Raw genomic sequence first — 15,355 nt, forward strand, 5'->3', positions numbered from 1 at the left:
ACTAACAGGCCAAAGAGGTAAACGTAATGGGTACCCGCTTAGATCAATACAATCAATTGACGGTTTATTTACTTTCCTAGTCTAACGCTGACCTAATACTAGCTCAGGAATGACAGCCTAACCTGCGCATTGCCTACAATAGTCTCATCCATTGCAGGCCATCGCCCGCACCGTTTCAGACTTAACATCGATACAATGAGGTCAACATGAAAAAAACATACCTACTCGCCCCTCTCGCACTCGTCGCCGTTTTAGTTGGCTGTGAACAACAAACAAACGACCCTCAAGAGGGAAAGTCGCAAGTCGAATCTAGCGTAGAAAACGCCCAAACTGCAGTAAAAGAAGGCACCGAACAAGCATTAGACAGTGCGGAAACGGCTATCGACAACGCTGAGGATACGGTTTATGAAATGGCCGATCACCACAACGCCAAAACCTCGTTGGACTGGGATGGTACCTACCAAGGCGTGATCCCTTGCGCCGATTGTGAAGGTATTGATACCACACTGACGCTTAACCAAGACAATACCTACGTTCTTAGCAAAACTTACTTGGGTAAACAGGGAGAAGCATTCAAGGAAGAAGGTTCTTTTTCCTGGGATCAAACAGGCAGCGTTGTGGTTCTTGAAGGCTTAACTGATAGCCCGAATCAATTCTTCGTGGCCGAAAACCAAGTTATTATGCAAGACATGAATGGCGAGACCATCAACGGCGATCTCGCTGATATGTACAAATTGAAAAAGCAGTAATGCGTCGAGCGCCTTATCGCTCACAACAAGCGGTAGGGCGTATTTTTTCTCCTTTAGCCCTAGAATGACGCGCTCTCGCTGTTTTTTCTATCTTAATGCCGCGATTCACTCTCTTTTCTCCCCCACTGTTCGCACAATTTGTCACTTTAAGTGACAAATTTGTTGCCAATAAAACTTGACGATATTTCACTCTATGGTTTAACACTTAAATAGAGGCGAAACAAAATCTTATCCGGTTGGTGGTAAAAGCTCATATAAGAGAGCTGGACGCGGCAACCTGACACTACCTAGATTAGGACTGCGCACCAAACGAAAGCCTTCTCCGTTTGTTCGATAACGTGACCGAAAAACGGCACCTTTCTGCACCGGTAATCGTGCTTGAACCAAGTTCGATTACCGGTCAGTAGTACGTTTTATAAGCACCACCGTCGTGGGATTGAACAGGAGTCAGCGTATGAGCGACGTTGTATTGAAGTTTTCATACGAAGAATACAGCGCCCGTTTAGCCAAGGTCCGCTATGCCATGGAAGAGAACGATATCGATACCTTGCTGGTACACGATCCATCGAATATGGCGTGGCTGACAGGCTATGATGGCTGGTCTTTTTATGTGCCCCAGTGTGTCGTGATTGGTTCGACCGGCGATCCGTTATGGTTTGGTCGTATCCAAGACGCCAATGGTGCGCTGCGGACTGTTTATATGAGCGCTGAATGCATCACCTATTACCCTGACCACTATGTCATGAATCCACCGCTCCACCCTATGGAGTACCTTTGCAATTATGTCCTGGCAGAAAACTACTGGGATCGCGGCCGGATTGGGGTAGAAAAAGATAATTATTACTTCAGTGCCACCGCGTTCGAATCTCTCAAAGAAAATCTACCGATGGCAACCCTGGTGGACACCACCGGGCTAGTTAACTGGTGTCGCGCGGTCAAATCTAATCAAGAACTCACGTATATGCACACCGCTGCACGTATTGTGGAGAATATGCACCGCGTGGCCTTTGAGATGATAGAACCCGGCTTGCCCAAACATTTATTGGTAGCCGAAATCAATAAACACGCGGTCGTCGGTCATGATGGTCACTTTGGCGATTACGCCGCCATTGTGCCTATGTTGCCATCTGGCGGCGATGCGGCAGCGCCTCACTTAACCTGGGATGACCGCCCATTTAAGCGTGGTGAGGGGACATTTTTTGAAATCGCTGGCGTGCATCGTCGCTATCACTGCCCGTTGTCACGCACCATCTTTTTGGGTGAACCTGGCGATGAGTTCAAACGCGCCGATGAAGCGCTACAAGCAGGACTTGAAGCTGGTCTCGCGGTTGCCAAACCGGGTAATACCTGTGGCGACATTGCCAATGCCCTTAACGACGCGCTATTGCGGTACGGGTTCGATCGTGAAGGGGCGCGCTGTGGCTACCCTATCGGGCTAAGTTATCCCCCTGACTGGGGCGAGCGCACCATGAGCTTGCGCCCGAGCGATCAAACGATCCTGCGCGAAGGCATGACCTTCCACTTCATGCCTGGGCTTTGGATGAAAGATTGGGGGATAGAAACGACCGAGAGCATCATTATCACTCAAGAAGGGGCACAAACCTTGTGTGACTTGCCACGGCAGCTATTTGTAAAACATTAGTTGTAAAACACTGGCGTTTCGTGGATAGGTGCTACACTCATAACATCATGATTTAAAATCACTCTTATAGGCTTGGCACCTAGGCCGCCAACGGTGAAAAACGTCAATACATACCAAAAGCGGTCGCCACGTCCAAGACTGCAGCGAGAGTGAGAACGGTTATAGCAAGGAGCAGTTATGGAGCCAACAGCCATTGAAGCCACAGTCGATTTTCACGCGGACGGTGTACAACATGGATTTCTCAAACTGCCCCATTCCCACGATCAATCCGCTTGGGGCTGTGTGACGATTCCCATTACCGTGATTAAAAATGGTGAAGGTAAAACCGCGTTGCTCACTGGCGGCAACCACGGGGATGAGTATGAAGGTATTACGGCATTACTCAATACATGCCATCAGCTTATACCAAGCAACATTAAAGGTCGGGTGATTATTTTACCCATGATGAATGCCCCTGCGGTAACAGCAGGCACACGCACCTCACCTTGGGACCAAGGCAACATGAACCGTGCCTTCCCAGGCTCCCCGACCGGCAGTGTCACCGAGCAAATTGCGGACTATTTTACCCGTTATTTGATCCCGCAATGTGATACCGCCTTAGATATTCACTCAGGCGGTAAAACCTTAGATCTTATTCCCTATGCTGCCTCACATCGGTTAGAAAACCTGCAACAAGCCGATGCCTGTGCCGAGGGGGCTCGCCTGTTTGGCGCGCCGTATCAAGTGCAAACCACCGAAATGGACGCCACCAGCATGTATGACACTGCCGTCGAGCAACAAGGCAAAGTGTTTGTTACCACCGAGCTGGGTGGCGGCGGCACCAGTACACCTGAATCGATCGCGATTACCCAACGCGGCATTCATAATTTTTTAGTGTTTTCAGGTATTTTACAAGACGACTATCGCCATCCACCGGCTACGCCCGTCAAGCTCGAACTACCCGATAAACACTGCTATGTACAAAGTGAGCATGCCGGCATTATTGAGTTCTGTGTACACTTGGGCGATACCATCAAGCAAGGGGATTTGATTGGTAAAGTGCATAATATCGAGCGTACTGGCACCGAACCCGTTCCCTACTATGCCGAACGCGATGGCATTTTACTGGCCAAACGCCATCTCGGGCGGATTTATATCGGTGATACCTTTGCAGTCATTGCCGAACCTGTATGACGGAGGTGAGATGAAGCTCGACAAATTTGACATCAAAATCCTACACATACTGCAGCAAGATGGGCGCATCACCAAGTCGAACCTCGCGCACGCCATCAACCTATCCGTAAGCCCTTGTTGGGAAAGAGTAAAACGGCTCGAGCAAGCGGGCGTCATTGAAGGCTACGGCGCGCGTATTAACCCTGATGCCGTGATCAAGCTCAATACCGTATTAGTTGAAATCACCCTCGGCCAACATGATGTGCAGAGCTTTCAACGCTTTGAGCGCGCCATGCAAGCTTGTGACGATGTCAAAGAATGCTGGGCCACAGGCGGCGGGATTGACTATATCGTTCGGCTTGGCGTCACCGATATCGACTACTATCAACGCTTGATTGACCGGTGGCTTACTGATGATCTTGGTATTAAACAGTACTACACCTATATCGTCACCAAACAAGTGAAACGTCCCGCCCTCACGCTCCCGCTCGAGGCTCCTGACACCGCCGCGAATGGATAAGCCTGCAGAAAATTTTATTCGGTAAAAGGTAGGGTTCAGAAAAAAACACCGTTTTATCGTCATCTAACAAAAAACCTCTTTTCGATAAGTTGCATACAGTAAGAGTAAGCAAACGCTGATAGGCAGCGTGGCGATTTTGTCAGAGGAGGGAGTATGACCATATTCCAATCACGTGATCTTCACTACACAGGATCAGCGGCCAATACACTACGTCACGATGCGACCGGTAAAGCAAGCGCCGATGTGCTCGCGTATCTTGACGATCAGCGCTTATTTCGGCAACTGGCGTATTGCAATGGCAAATGGGTCAATGGCGAGTCCGATACGCCAATTTTAAACCCCGCAACCGGCGAAGTGTTGGGCTACACCGCTGCCTTGAGTGCCGCACAAGTGAACCAAACCATTGATGATGCCGAAGCGGCTTTTCACCTGTGGCGCGCCGAGTCAGCTGAGACACGGGCAAAACGGCTAATGCGGTGGCACGATCTGATCATGGAAAATCAACACGATCTTGCTCACCTCATGGTGCTCGAACAAGGCAAAACCTTGCGCGATGCCGAGGGCGAGGTGGAGTACGGGGCCTCATTCATTCACTGGTTTGCTGAAGAGGCTAAGCGGGTATATGGCGACACCATGCCTAGCCACATTCCCAATGCGCACCTAGCGACATTACGTGAACCTATTGGCGTGGCCGCCTTGATCACGCCATGGAATTTTCCCAATGCCATGATCACGCGCAAAGCCGCTGCCGCACTCGCCATTGGCTGCAGCGTGATAGTTAAACCCGCAGAAGAAACGCCCTTCTCTGCACTCGCATTAGCCGAGCTTGCTGAGCGTGCGGGGATCCCTGCCGGCGTGTTTAATGTCATTTTAGGCGATCCTCCCATGGTCTCAGCACAATTGTGTCAAAGTGAAAAAGTCAAAGCGCTCAGCTTTACCGGCTCTACCCGTGTTGGCCGGCTACTGCTAGAACAAAGCGCCCAAACCGTAAAAAAATGCGCCATGGAGCTTGGGGGAAATGCACCTTTTATCGTGCTGCCTGATATGGATATTCAACAAGCCGCGCGCGCCGCTATCGATGCAAAATTCCAAACGTCAGGCCAAGATTGCCTGGCGGCGAATAAAATTTTAGTGCCACATGACAAACATCAAGCATTCGTCGATGCCTTTGCCGCACTGATGGATGAACTTGAAGTAGGCAATGGTCTATTGCCAAGCACAGACATTGGCCCATTAATTTCACGCCGTGCGGTCGAGAAAGCGCAATCGCTCGTCGATGATGCCATTGCCAAAGGGGCAACTGTGATGGGCGGCAAATTAAATCCCAACCTGGGTGAGAACTTCTTTGCGCCTACGCTTATCACCAAGGTGACGCCGGAGATGTTGGTCTATCAAGAAGAAACTTTCTGTCCCGTCGCTGCTGTGATTGCCTACGATGACTTAGACGAAGCCATCGCCATGGGCAACGATACCGAATATGGCTTATCAGCCTATGTGTATGGCCATGATATTCGAGATATTTGGCGCTGTCTGCGCGGCTTAGAAGTCGGGATGGTCAGTGTCAATTCAGTGAAAATGACCGGCCACCCGATTCCATTTGGTGGCGTCAAGCAGTCGGGCTTAGGCCGAGAAGGAAGCCGTTACGGCATCGACGAATTTAGTGAAATCAAATACTACTGTTTAGGTGGCCTGCCCACGGTAAGCGGCAGTTAACAAGGGTTTGCTGACGGATAAGGAGACTGATCATGCGTCCAGAAACAAAAGCGTTGCTAGAAAAAGACAGAAATACCGTGTTCCATCCCTCTACGCACCTCAAGCAGTACGCGCATGGCGAAATGCCTGGCCGAGTGATCGCGTCAGGTAAAGGGATCCGGATCACCGATTCTGAAGGCATTGAGCTGATTGACGGCTTCGCGGGCTTGTATTGCGTGAATATCGGCTATGGCCGTGAAGAAATGGCAGAAGCCATCTACGAGCAAGCGAAAAAGCTCGCCTACTATCATACCTATGTTGGCCACACCAATGAGGCTTTGGTGACCTTATCAGACCGCTTAATCAACATGGCGCCTGGCATGAGTAAGGTGTACTACGGTATGTCGGGGAGTGATGCCAATGAAACCCAGCTTAAAATTGTTTGGTATTACAATAACGCCCGCGGTAAACCCGAGAAAAAGAAAATTATCTCACGCGACCGGGGCTACCATGGCTCTAGTGTGGCGTCCGGCTCACTAACCGGCCTGCCTTTGTTCCATGCGCACTTTGATTTACCGATTGAACGCATCAAACACACGATGGCGCCCTACTACTATCGCCGTGAAGACAGTGGCATGACAGAGCCAGAGTTCGCACAACACTGCGCGGATGAACTGGAAAAAATGATCTTGGCTGAAGGCCCCGATACCGTCGCCGCCATGATTGCCGAACCTGTACTCGGGACAGGCGGTATCGTGCCACCACCAGAAGGCTATTGGGCGGCCATTCGCAAGGTGCTCGATAAGTACGATGTGTTATTGATTGCCGATGAAGTGGTGTGTGGCTTTGGCCGAATTGGCAGTGATTTTGGCTCGATTTATTACGACATGAAACCTGATCTGATCACAGTCGCCAAAGGGCTGACGTCCGCGTATCAGCCACTGTCTGGGGTAATGATCGGGCATCGCGTCTGGGAGGTGCTTGAAGATGGTACCGATACGTGGGGCGCCATTGGTCATGGCTATACCTACTCTGGGCATCCATTGGGCGCCGCGGCAGCACTGTGTAATCTTGATATCATTGAACGCGAGAATCTGACTCAGAACGCCGCAACCACGGGCGAATATCTGCAAATGAAAATGAAAGCCGCCTTTGCCGATCACCCATTAATTGGCGATAGCCGCGGAGTGGGGTTACTGCATGCGCTGGAGTTCTCGCCTGACCGCGCCCATCGCAGTCACTTTGATCCCAGCCTAAAAGTGGGGCCACAAGTGGCGGCTGCGTGTTTAGAGCAAGGGCTAATTGCGCGTGCGATGCCACATGGCGATATTCTCGGCTTTGCGCCCCCACTGGTGGTGACGCCCAATGAAGTGGACGATATCGTCGCAAAAGCCAAAGTGGCGGTCGATAAGGTAATGGATAAACTGGTCACCAGCGGGCAATGGCAACCTAAATAGCACCTCCCGAGGAAGGCCAGATATAAAAAAAGCGCCGACATTCGGCGCTTTTTCTTTAAGCTATGTATAACGCCATTAATTGGCCGTCGCAGGCTCTAGCGCTAGGTTCGCTTCTTTTTCTTTTTGCATCCGCATCACGGCTATCGGGCCGGTGATAAAGGTAAATGCAATCAAGAAAGACACAGGCACTGCAGTGATCACAATGAACGACTGGAGCGCGTTCAAACCACCGTCTCCGGCGAGCAGAAGCACACCAGCGACCACGCCCATCACAATCGCCCAGAACAGGCGATGTTTACGGGTTGGTTGGTTATCACCAGATACAGCCATCGCAATCGAATACGCCATTGAATCGCCAGTGGTTGCCACAAATGTCGTGGTAAGCAACATAAACGCTGGGATCAGAATCACGCTGTAAGGCAGCTGTGACAGTGACGCAATCAAAATCGCGGGTAAGCCGGCATCCGCCATGGGACCAGAAATACTACCGGGTGATTGCAACTCATAGAAGATACCGGTACCGCCCAATACTGAGAACCAGAAGTTAGTGGCAATTGGAGCACAAATCGCAACAGCGAAAATTAGCTCACGAATCGAACGGCCTTTAGAAATGCGCGCAATGAAGATAGCCATCATCGGAGCAAAACCAATAAACCAGCCCCAGAAGAACCAGGTCCACCATGCGTTCCAGCCACCATTATCGGTATTCAGTGCGAGAGTATGCATGTTGTTCAGGTAGTAGCTAAAGCCCGAGCCAAATTGCTCAAAGATAAAGCCGGTAGGACCGAGCACGATAACCGCACCAAGTAACACTGCGGCGCCGATAACGTTCATACGGCTCAGCCATTGCAAACCTTTATCCATACCGGTAAACGCAGAGATGGAATAAATAGCCACGACAGCAGCCAAGATCAGCATTTGCATCGGCATGGTATTTTCAATGCCCACAAAGCTTTCCAAGCTATAACCCAACTGGGTTGCTAAGAAGCCAATTGGACCAATGGTTCCGGCAGCTACGGCAATGATCGAACAAGCGTCGATCACAGAGCCAAGCCAGTGATTTTCTAGCTTGTCACCGAGCAAAGGGTACAAGAGTGCACGAGGACGCAAGCGTACGCCTGCCTGGTGGTGCGCATACATCAGTACAATCGTCGCCAAGGTGCCTAATACCGCCCAGGCTAAGAAGCCCCAGTGGAAAAAGCTTTGGCTTAACGCAGGGGCGACGGTCTCCATCACACCCGCTTCCATCTCACCCAGTGCTGGTGGTGGCGTCATGAAGTGATAGATAGGCTCAGCCGCTGACCAAAAGACACCACCGCCGGCAAGCAGGGTACACATGATCATCGCAACCCAACGAAAACGGCTCATTGAGACGGTATCGGTGGCGCCAAGTTTCAATTTACCAAATTTACTGCCGCCAATAGCTAGCGCCAATACGAAATTGATGACCATTAGCCACTGCCACCAATAACCAAAAAGGTTGGCAGACTCAGAGAATAGAGACTGGATCACAGAGGAAAAGTGTTTTAGGTCAAACAGGGCAAAGGCAAGAAATACAGCGACAAAGCCGATAGTAAATACGGCAACAAGTCGGTCGTTATTTTGTGTAGATTTAAGCATTAGTTCGCTCACAAGGTGTGTGAGGGATGGGACTCTATCAGTGTGGCGAATGAATGACCAGAACAAATTGACTCATAGGGATGGAATAGAAACCGTGACAGACATCACTTATTCAGATTTGGCGGGGGCTGAATAGGTTTATGACATTTTTATTAAATGCACAAAAAGCCACCAGCTTGTGACCTATCAAGCTGGTTCTGCGCTTTTTTGTTTTTTCGTCGTCTTACCTGTCTCTAGGATTTTTTTATGCAACACTATCGTCGCGCGATACAGTTTGGGGTGAACTTGTGCATCGCCTCTTTTAGCACGGTTGCAGGTAGAAATCACCGCAGCAGTAATACAAGCCGCCACTTTTAACTGCCCAAGCTGGTAGGCATAGCTAGCGACTTTAACTGCCATAAAGACGGATTGATCGCTCTGCTTATAGTTACGTACCGCGAACTTCTCAAAGCGGAGAAAATCCTTGTGATAACTTTTGAGGATCCGATTGATGTGGCGATCATAGTAATTTTTGTATTTGGCGTAGCTCCCTTTCGGATTACTCGCCACGATGTCTCTCACCCAGACAGACGCTTGCAGCTGTTCTTTTTCAAATAAGCCACTCAGCCAGGCAAACATATAACCTCCCTACTGCTAGCTTAGCCGCTTTATTCTACTTAATTTGCGCGACTAATCTATCAAAAGAAAGTGCTAAGTGGTTGAGTGGTGGTTATTTAACCAGCAGTAAGAATAGCTGTTCAGGCTTGGGTATTGATGGTGATGGTATACGTCGCATCACCTACAGGTAGCATATGGAGGATCTGCTCTCCTAACTCTGGATGACTGAGCAAATAATTTCCCTGAGGAAAGCGCGTGTCTTCAGGACCTTTTAATACCAAACTAAAATTCTCGACGTAATGGTCGTTTACTTCATCGCCATGACCAGGATGGGTATCAACACGAACAAGCGTCATAGCATATTCAGTATCTGTTCCGTCAATAAGCGTAATCGACTGATCGATCAACTCACTGACATGCTGACAAGATAGTACATTCATCGGCCCTCCCGCGTTCCGTTACTGCGTATTTACGCCTTTTCTCTCTCACCATCAAGATTAGAAGAAAAATCCGACAATGCACAACAGCTTAGTGCTTTTCGGACTTAAAATACGGGAAATATCACTCAGGCTGGGTGATGTTGCGTTAAATCCCCTTGCTGTATCCCCTGATAAAAAAATCACACACAACACTAGACGACCGGTCTAATCTTCATTATGCTACACCACATGAAATCAAGTAGCACATTAGAACACACCAGCCACAACGCTACCCACCAGCATTTGCTGGATACGGGTGTTAATGTAATGGCGCAGTTTGGCTTTAGTGGTGTGGGTCTTAGCGCAATACTAAAAAAAGCCGGCGTCCCGAAAGGGTCGTTTTATCATTATTTTGCTTCAAAAGAGCAATTTGGTCAGGCGGTATTGCAGCACTATTTTTCGCGTTATTTAGCAGAAGTAAACAGTTTGCTGTCAGACACTACGCTGCCGCCTATTACGCGAGTTCATCGCTACTTTACCCTTTGGCAGGCCCAGTACTGCAGTATGGATCCCGTTCAAACTTGCTTGGTCGTTAAGCTAAGCGCTGAGGTGGCAGATCTTTCCGAGCCCATGCGGCTTGCGTTGCGTGATGGCACCGACAAACTGATTGGTAGCTTAGCGAGTACACTCGCGCTCGACGAAAGCAGCTTTAACCATGACAACGCCTTAACCACCGCGACGACGCTTTACCAGCTATGGTTAGGGGCAACACTGTTAACAAAACTGCACCGTAATGACAGCCATCTAGCGCAGGCGATGACCATTACGCAACAAAAACTCGGCTTGGCTGACTAGTATAAAAGTCAAACGAACAAACGCAGCATACGAGGAACAACGAGGAGGTGCTAGTGAGCATTTCAGTTCCAGTTTTTCGATAAAACAAGCATTTCAATAAGACCCGCCAAGGCGGGTTTTAAATAAACGCTAACTAGACGACCGGTCTAATCAAACGAGAAGACTGATTGACTGACAACAATGAAAAGGAAGGATGAGCAATGAACAACTTTGAGTTCTACAATCCCACACGTATCGTTTTTGGCGAAGGTAAAATTGCCGAGCTGGATCGGCTCATCCCAGCCGCAGCAAAAGTTTTGGTTCTTTTCGGTGGCCAGAGTGCACGCAAAACCGGCACCTTAGGTGAAGTTGAACAAGCACTTGGCGAGCGTCAATTTGGCCTGTTCAGTGGTATTGAGCCCAACCCACGCTACGATACGCTAATGAAAGCGGTCGAAAAAGTGCGTGAAGAAGGTTACGACTATCTGCTCGCTGTCGGCGGTGGATCGGTGATCGACGGCACCAAATTTGTTGCAGCAGCAGCGAAATACGATGGTGATGCATGGGACATTCTCACCAGCATGGGCAGCAAAATCGAAGCCGCGCTGCCATTTGGCACCGTGCTCACCTTGCCTGCTACTGGCTCAGAAATGAACAAGGGCTCGGTGGTCAATCGCGAGTCAATGCAAGCGAAATTGCCGTTTATGAGCGAATTGGTATTTCCACAATTCTCAGTGTTGGATCCGGTAAAAACCTATACCTTACCTATCCGTCAAGTCGGCAACGGTGCCGTTGATGCGTTTGTTCACGTGGTTGAGCAATACCTCACTTATCCAGCTAACGCGCCAGTACAAGACAGATTCGCTGAAGGCCTGCTACAAACCTTGATCGAGCTTGGCCCACAAGCTCTGGAAACCCCGGAAGATTACAACATCCGTGCCAGCTTGATGTGGACCGCGACTCTCGCGCTGAATGGTTTGATTGGCGTGGGTGTACCACAAGATTGGTCAACCCATATGCTTGGTCACGAGCTGACTGCCCAACATGGTTTGGACCATGCACAAACCCTCGCGGTTGTGTTGCCGGCAATGTTGAATGAGAAGTTTGAGCAAAAACAAGCCAAGCTCGCACAATTTGCTGAGCGTGTCTGGCATATTGAGCAAGGCAGCGAAGCAGAAAAGGCTCAACAAGCGATTGAGAAAACCCGCGATTTCTTTGAGCGCATGAACGTGAAAACACGCATGAGCGACTATGACTTGGACGAAAGCGCGATTGAACCATTGATTGAAAGCTTAACTCAGCACGGCATGACTCAGCTCGGTGAGCACGGCGATGTGACCCCGGATGTTTGCCGCCGCGTGCTGCAAGCCGCGCTTTAATTCCCGTACTGAATAAGGGAGGACACACATGTCATCACCAATGAACCAACGTTTTGTTCTTGCATCGCGCCCCGTAGGGGCGCCTACTGCAGAGAACTTTCGCTTAGAAGAAGTGGATATTCCTGCTCTCGGCAACCATGACGTTTTAATTGAAAACCACCACTTATCTATCGACCCATACATGCGCGGTCGTATGAGTGATGCAAAATCGTACGCCGAGCCAGTGGCAATTGATGGCCTAATGGTCGGTGCCACCGTGGGTAAAGTGCTGGAGTCTAACCATGCCGATTACCAATCGGGTGATTGGGTACTCGCTTACAAAGGTTGGGAAACGCATTCAGTTGTAAACGGCGATACGCTGATCAAACTCAATCCGGATCTGGCGCCGGCTTCTTACGCGCTCGGCATCTTAGGGATGCCAGGCTTTACCGCTTACATGGGCTTACTGGATATTGGCCAACCCAAAGAAGGTGAAACCCTCGTGGTAGCAGCGGCAACCGGTCCCGTCGGCGCAACTGTTGCGCAAATTGGTAAGCTAAAAGGTTGCCACGTAGTAGCGATTGCCGGTGGCGAAGAAAAATGCCAATACGCACGTGAAAACCTCAACGTTGACGCGTGTATCGACCACAAAGCAGACAACTTTGCCGAGCAGCTCGCTGAAGCCTGTCCACAAGGCATTGATATCTACTTTGAAAACGTCGGGGGCAAAGTGTTTGATGGTGTAATGCCACTGCTCAACACCGGTGCTCGCATTCCAGTGTGTGGATTGGTATCACAGTACAACAACACTGCCTTGCCCGATGGCCCAGATCGCCTCTCACAGTTGATGGGCACCATCTTGGTTAAGCGCTTAACCATCAAAGGTTTTATTATCTTTGATGACTATGCGCACCGCTACCCTGAGTTCGCGCATGATATGGCCAAATGGGTCGGCGAAGGCCAAATCCATTACCGTGAACACGCGGTGGATGGCTTTGAGCAAGCGCCGCAAGCACTGATTGATGTGCTAGAAGGCCGTAACTTCGGCAAGATGGTCGTCAATATCAAATAAAGCTCGCACGCTTTATTTCGCAATACCGAAAACCCTGCCTCCCCCTTAGCGATGGATAGCTAAGGGGGTTTTTATATGCTTATTACGTGTACTTTTTCACATATGCTTTTTCTCACCACATAAATGCACACTGAGGGCTACACTGATGAGAGATGGCTTAATCATCATTGCTGAGCTTAGATTAATACTGGCAGTAATAGGCGATCTGTGCGCACGGCAGCCAATCGAGAAGAAAGGATGTATCTCCAATGCCCACTCCTACCCCAACAATCCGTCACCAAATTGCTTTCGGTCTCGCGCTTGTTCTCGTCATGGCGCTACTCACAATCTTTGCCGTGGTCGAATGGAAAGTAAAGCCCGATTTGATTGACCAGCGACACCAAAAAATCGCCATAAGCCAGCATGGCCTCTTGGACTTGCTCGATGCCAAACTCGGACAGATCGAACTGTTAACCAGTACGATCGCCTTAAAGGGCACCAACCTTCCTAAAGACGAAGCGCTATTCCGCAGCCTCTTTCCCCCGATCTTTAACAATCATGGCGATCCCACGATTGCCGGTGGGGGGATCTGGCCGGAGCCCAACACCTTCACACCGGGCGTAGAACGACGTAGTTTTTTTTGGGGCCGCACAGGACCCGATATGGAATACTATGATGATTACAACAACCCTGATGGCAAGGGTTACCATAATGAACGCTGGTACCTAGCAGGAAAACAAGCACCTATCGATCGCTGCCGTTGGTCCAACGCTTATATCGACCCGTTTACCAAAGAATCCATGATTACCTGTACCGTGCCTATGAAAGAAAACGATCGCTTTGTTGGGGTGGCAACGGTCGACATGAAGCTGAGCGGCATTGCCGACATTCTGTCTCGTTATGGCAAAGAAAACGATGGCTATGTGTTCGCCTTGGACGCTGATAACAAAGCGATAAGCTTCCCCGAAGTAGCGGTAAGATTTAATCCTTATCGAAATACGCTGCGAACGGTTACCGAGTTAGAGCAAGCGCTCCCTTGGCTACAAGAAGCGTTGCAGGCAAGTCAATCTCTCCAAGATAGTCAACTGATCACGATAAAGAACGACGGCGTGCTAAACGAAGCCGCTTACGTTCATATTATTAAATACCCTCAAACCGATTGGGTGATCGGTCTCGTCGTGCCCAAAAGCAAAATGACAGCGGCTGCCGATAGCATGGGACTGTTCCTGATGTTCGCCATTGGCGGGCTGTTGCTCGTTGTGGGAATTATCGCCGCGATTACCGCTCGCAACCTATTAGGTAAAATTCAACAGACCACCCAGCAAATCCGAGAGCTCATTGAAGGTGAAACCACCCAAGAGTTGGCGGTAGGTAAGATGAACGAGGTAGGCGAATTGCGCCAAGCCGTTAACGCGTACGGTGAAAAACTTAAGTCACTACTTAGACGACTCGAAGCGATTCAAGAGGAATTGGTTCAGAATGAAAAGTTGGCATCACTCGGCTCGTTGGTCTCTGGCGTGGCGCATGAGTTGAATACACCCATCGGTAACGCCCGGATGTCTTCCACCTCGATACTCGATACCAAACACGAATTCGTTCACAAACTCGAGCAGCCAATCACCCGCGACGACCTCGATCAGTTTCTCAACCATGTTGAAGACGGGACACGTATTATTGAACGTAATATGTTACGGGCCTCCGAATTAATTCGTGCCTTTAAGCAACTCGCGGTGGATCAAACCAGTGACCACAGACGCGACTTTGAACTACATCTGTTGATGAACGAAGTCCTTCTCTCGATGCGACCGACACTTCAGCGCGCGCCGCACCAGCTCGAAGTCGCTATTCCAGCGGGTATTCTGCTTAACAGCTACCCGGGTGCACTCACCCAAACGTTGATCAACTTAATTAATAATGCGTTAATTCATGCGTTTATCGGGCGTGACACTGGGCACATACACATCATAGCCACCATGGCGACAACCGAGAGTGTGAGTATCCGCATACATGATGATGGCGCAGGGATGACGCCCGAAGTACAAAAACGTATTTTTGATCCCTTTTACACCACCCGACTCGGGCAAGGTGGTTCGGGGCTTGGTTTGCATATCACCTTCAACCTCGTCACCGGCATCCTCGGTGGTCGCATTGAGGTACAAAGTGAGCCCGAACACGGTAGCTGCTTCACCATTACCCTGCCGCTTATCGCCCCCGAACGCGCCCTACCCAACAGTGAGGGCGCGTCGTGAATTGCGCGGATATGG

13 protein-coding genes are annotated in these 15,355 nt (G+C 49.9%); 10 read left to right on the forward strand and 3 right to left on the reverse strand.

Going from position 1 to position 15,355, the window contains the following annotated elements:
• The first annotated feature begins 206 nt into the window (after positions 1-206).
• The 6 genes from HLG76_RS06200 to HLG76_RS06225 all read left to right on the forward strand — a co-directional run bounded on the left by HLG76_RS06200 (position 207) and on the right by HLG76_RS06225 (position 7,212).
• Entirely contained in the window at positions 207-749 is a 543-nt protein-coding gene (locus HLG76_RS06200; RefSeq protein WP_077576749.1) for a copper resistance protein NlpE, read from the forward strand.
• A 454-nt stretch (positions 750-1,203) separates the two neighbouring features.
• Positions 1,204-2,391 (forward strand): M24 family metallopeptidase, encoded by a 1,188-nt coding sequence (locus tag HLG76_RS06205; RefSeq protein WP_021023431.1) that lies wholly within the window; start codon positions 1,204-1,206, stop codon positions 2,389-2,391.
• 177 nt (positions 2,392-2,568) lie between these two features.
• Positions 2,569-3,564, forward strand: a complete 996-nt coding sequence (gene doeB / locus HLG76_RS06210; RefSeq protein ID WP_021023430.1) for a N(2)-acetyl-L-2,4-diaminobutanoate deacetylase DoeB — start codon at positions 2,569-2,571, stop codon at positions 3,562-3,564.
• 10 nt (positions 3,565-3,574) lie between these two features.
• Positions 3,575-4,063: an Lrp/AsnC family transcriptional regulator gene (locus HLG76_RS06215; protein ID WP_021023429.1), complete on the forward strand. Its 489-nt coding sequence runs from the start codon at positions 3,575-3,577 to the stop codon at positions 4,061-4,063.
• A 153-nt stretch (positions 4,064-4,216) separates the two neighbouring features.
• Positions 4,217-5,776 (forward strand): NAD-dependent succinate-semialdehyde dehydrogenase, encoded by a 1,560-nt coding sequence (locus tag HLG76_RS06220; RefSeq protein WP_175993290.1) that lies wholly within the window; start codon positions 4,217-4,219, stop codon positions 5,774-5,776.
• A gap of 32 nt (positions 5,777-5,808) precedes the next feature.
• Positions 5,809-7,212 carry an aspartate aminotransferase family protein gene (locus HLG76_RS06225; RefSeq protein WP_175993291.1) on the forward strand — a complete coding sequence of 468 codons (1,404 nt, stop codon included), beginning with the start codon at positions 5,809-5,811 and terminating at the stop codon, positions 7,210-7,212.
• A gap of 75 nt (positions 7,213-7,287) precedes the next feature.
• Here the strand turns inward: HLG76_RS06225 and HLG76_RS06230 are convergent, their stop codons facing one another.
• The 3 genes from HLG76_RS06230 to HLG76_RS06240 form a co-directional block, all read right to left on the reverse strand.
• Complete coding sequence (locus tag HLG76_RS06230; protein ID WP_021023426.1) at positions 7,288-8,832, reverse strand: BCCT family transporter; 1,545 nt, start codon at positions 8,830-8,832, stop codon at positions 7,288-7,290.
• 186 nt (positions 8,833-9,018) lie between these two features.
• Complete coding sequence (locus HLG76_RS06235; RefSeq protein ID WP_175993292.1) at positions 9,019-9,450, reverse strand: hypothetical protein; 432 nt, start codon at positions 9,448-9,450, stop codon at positions 9,019-9,021.
• A 119-nt stretch (positions 9,451-9,569) separates the two neighbouring features.
• Positions 9,570-9,869, reverse strand: coding sequence for a hypothetical protein (locus HLG76_RS06240; protein WP_021023424.1), 300 nt, complete (start codon positions 9,867-9,869; stop codon positions 9,570-9,572).
• A 228-nt stretch (positions 9,870-10,097) separates the two neighbouring features.
• On the opposite strand from HLG76_RS06240, the gene HLG76_RS06245 reads away from it, so the two are divergent.
• The 4 genes from HLG76_RS06245 to HLG76_RS06260 all read left to right on the forward strand — a co-directional run bounded on the left by HLG76_RS06245 (position 10,098) and on the right by HLG76_RS06260 (position 15,340).
• Positions 10,098-10,703 (forward strand): TetR/AcrR family transcriptional regulator, encoded by a 606-nt coding sequence (locus tag HLG76_RS06245; protein ID WP_175993293.1) that lies wholly within the window; start codon positions 10,098-10,100, stop codon positions 10,701-10,703.
• 200 nt (positions 10,704-10,903) lie between these two features.
• Entirely contained in the window at positions 10,904-12,061 is a 1,158-nt protein-coding gene (locus HLG76_RS06250; RefSeq protein WP_021023422.1) for an iron-containing alcohol dehydrogenase, read from the forward strand.
• Positions 12,062-12,089: 28 nt separating this feature from the next.
• Positions 12,090-13,112, forward strand: a complete 1,023-nt coding sequence (locus HLG76_RS06255) for an NADP-dependent oxidoreductase (protein WP_175993294.1) — start codon at positions 12,090-12,092, stop codon at positions 13,110-13,112.
• A 248-nt stretch (positions 13,113-13,360) separates the two neighbouring features.
• Positions 13,361-15,340 carry a sensor histidine kinase gene (locus HLG76_RS06260; protein WP_175993295.1) on the forward strand — a complete coding sequence of 660 codons (1,980 nt, stop codon included), beginning with the start codon at positions 13,361-13,363 and terminating at the stop codon, positions 15,338-15,340.
• Positions 15,341-15,355 lie beyond the last annotated feature (15 nt).

The organism is Salinivibrio sp. EAGSL, from assembly GCF_013366455.1.
Taxonomy (GTDB): Bacteria; Pseudomonadota; Gammaproteobacteria; order Enterobacterales; family Vibrionaceae; genus Salinivibrio; species Salinivibrio costicola.

Excerpts from the sequence above, each read along its gene's own strand:
- HLG76_RS06200 (WP_077576749.1), top strand. The coding sequence starts at position 207 with ATGAAAAAAACATACCTACTCGCCCCTCTCGCACTCGTCGCCGTTTTA.
- HLG76_RS06205 (WP_021023431.1), top strand. The coding sequence starts at position 1,204 with ATGAGCGACGTTGTATTGAAGTTTTCATACGAAGAATACAGCGCCCGT.
- doeB (WP_021023430.1), top strand. The coding sequence starts at position 2,569 with ATGGAGCCAACAGCCATTGAAGCCACAGTCGATTTTCACGCGGACGGT.
- HLG76_RS06215 (WP_021023429.1), top strand. The coding sequence starts at position 3,575 with ATGAAGCTCGACAAATTTGACATCAAAATCCTACACATACTGCAGCAA.
- HLG76_RS06220 (WP_175993290.1), top strand. The coding sequence starts at position 4,217 with ATGACCATATTCCAATCACGTGATCTTCACTACACAGGATCAGCGGCC.
- HLG76_RS06225 (WP_175993291.1), top strand. The coding sequence starts at position 5,809 with ATGCGTCCAGAAACAAAAGCGTTGCTAGAAAAAGACAGAAATACCGTG.
- HLG76_RS06230 (WP_021023426.1), bottom strand. The coding sequence starts at position 8,832 with ATGCTTAAATCTACACAAAATAACGACCGACTTGTTGCCGTATTTACT.
- HLG76_RS06235 (WP_175993292.1), bottom strand. The coding sequence starts at position 9,450 with ATGTTTGCCTGGCTGAGTGGCTTATTTGAAAAAGAACAGCTGCAAGCG.
- HLG76_RS06240 (WP_021023424.1), bottom strand. The coding sequence starts at position 9,869 with ATGAATGTACTATCTTGTCAGCATGTCAGTGAGTTGATCGATCAGTCG.
- HLG76_RS06245 (WP_175993293.1), top strand. The coding sequence starts at position 10,098 with ATGAAATCAAGTAGCACATTAGAACACACCAGCCACAACGCTACCCAC.
- HLG76_RS06250 (WP_021023422.1), top strand. The coding sequence starts at position 10,904 with ATGAACAACTTTGAGTTCTACAATCCCACACGTATCGTTTTTGGCGAA.
- HLG76_RS06255 (WP_175993294.1), top strand. The coding sequence starts at position 12,090 with ATGTCATCACCAATGAACCAACGTTTTGTTCTTGCATCGCGCCCCGTA.
- HLG76_RS06260 (WP_175993295.1), top strand. The coding sequence starts at position 13,361 with ATGCCCACTCCTACCCCAACAATCCGTCACCAAATTGCTTTCGGTCTC.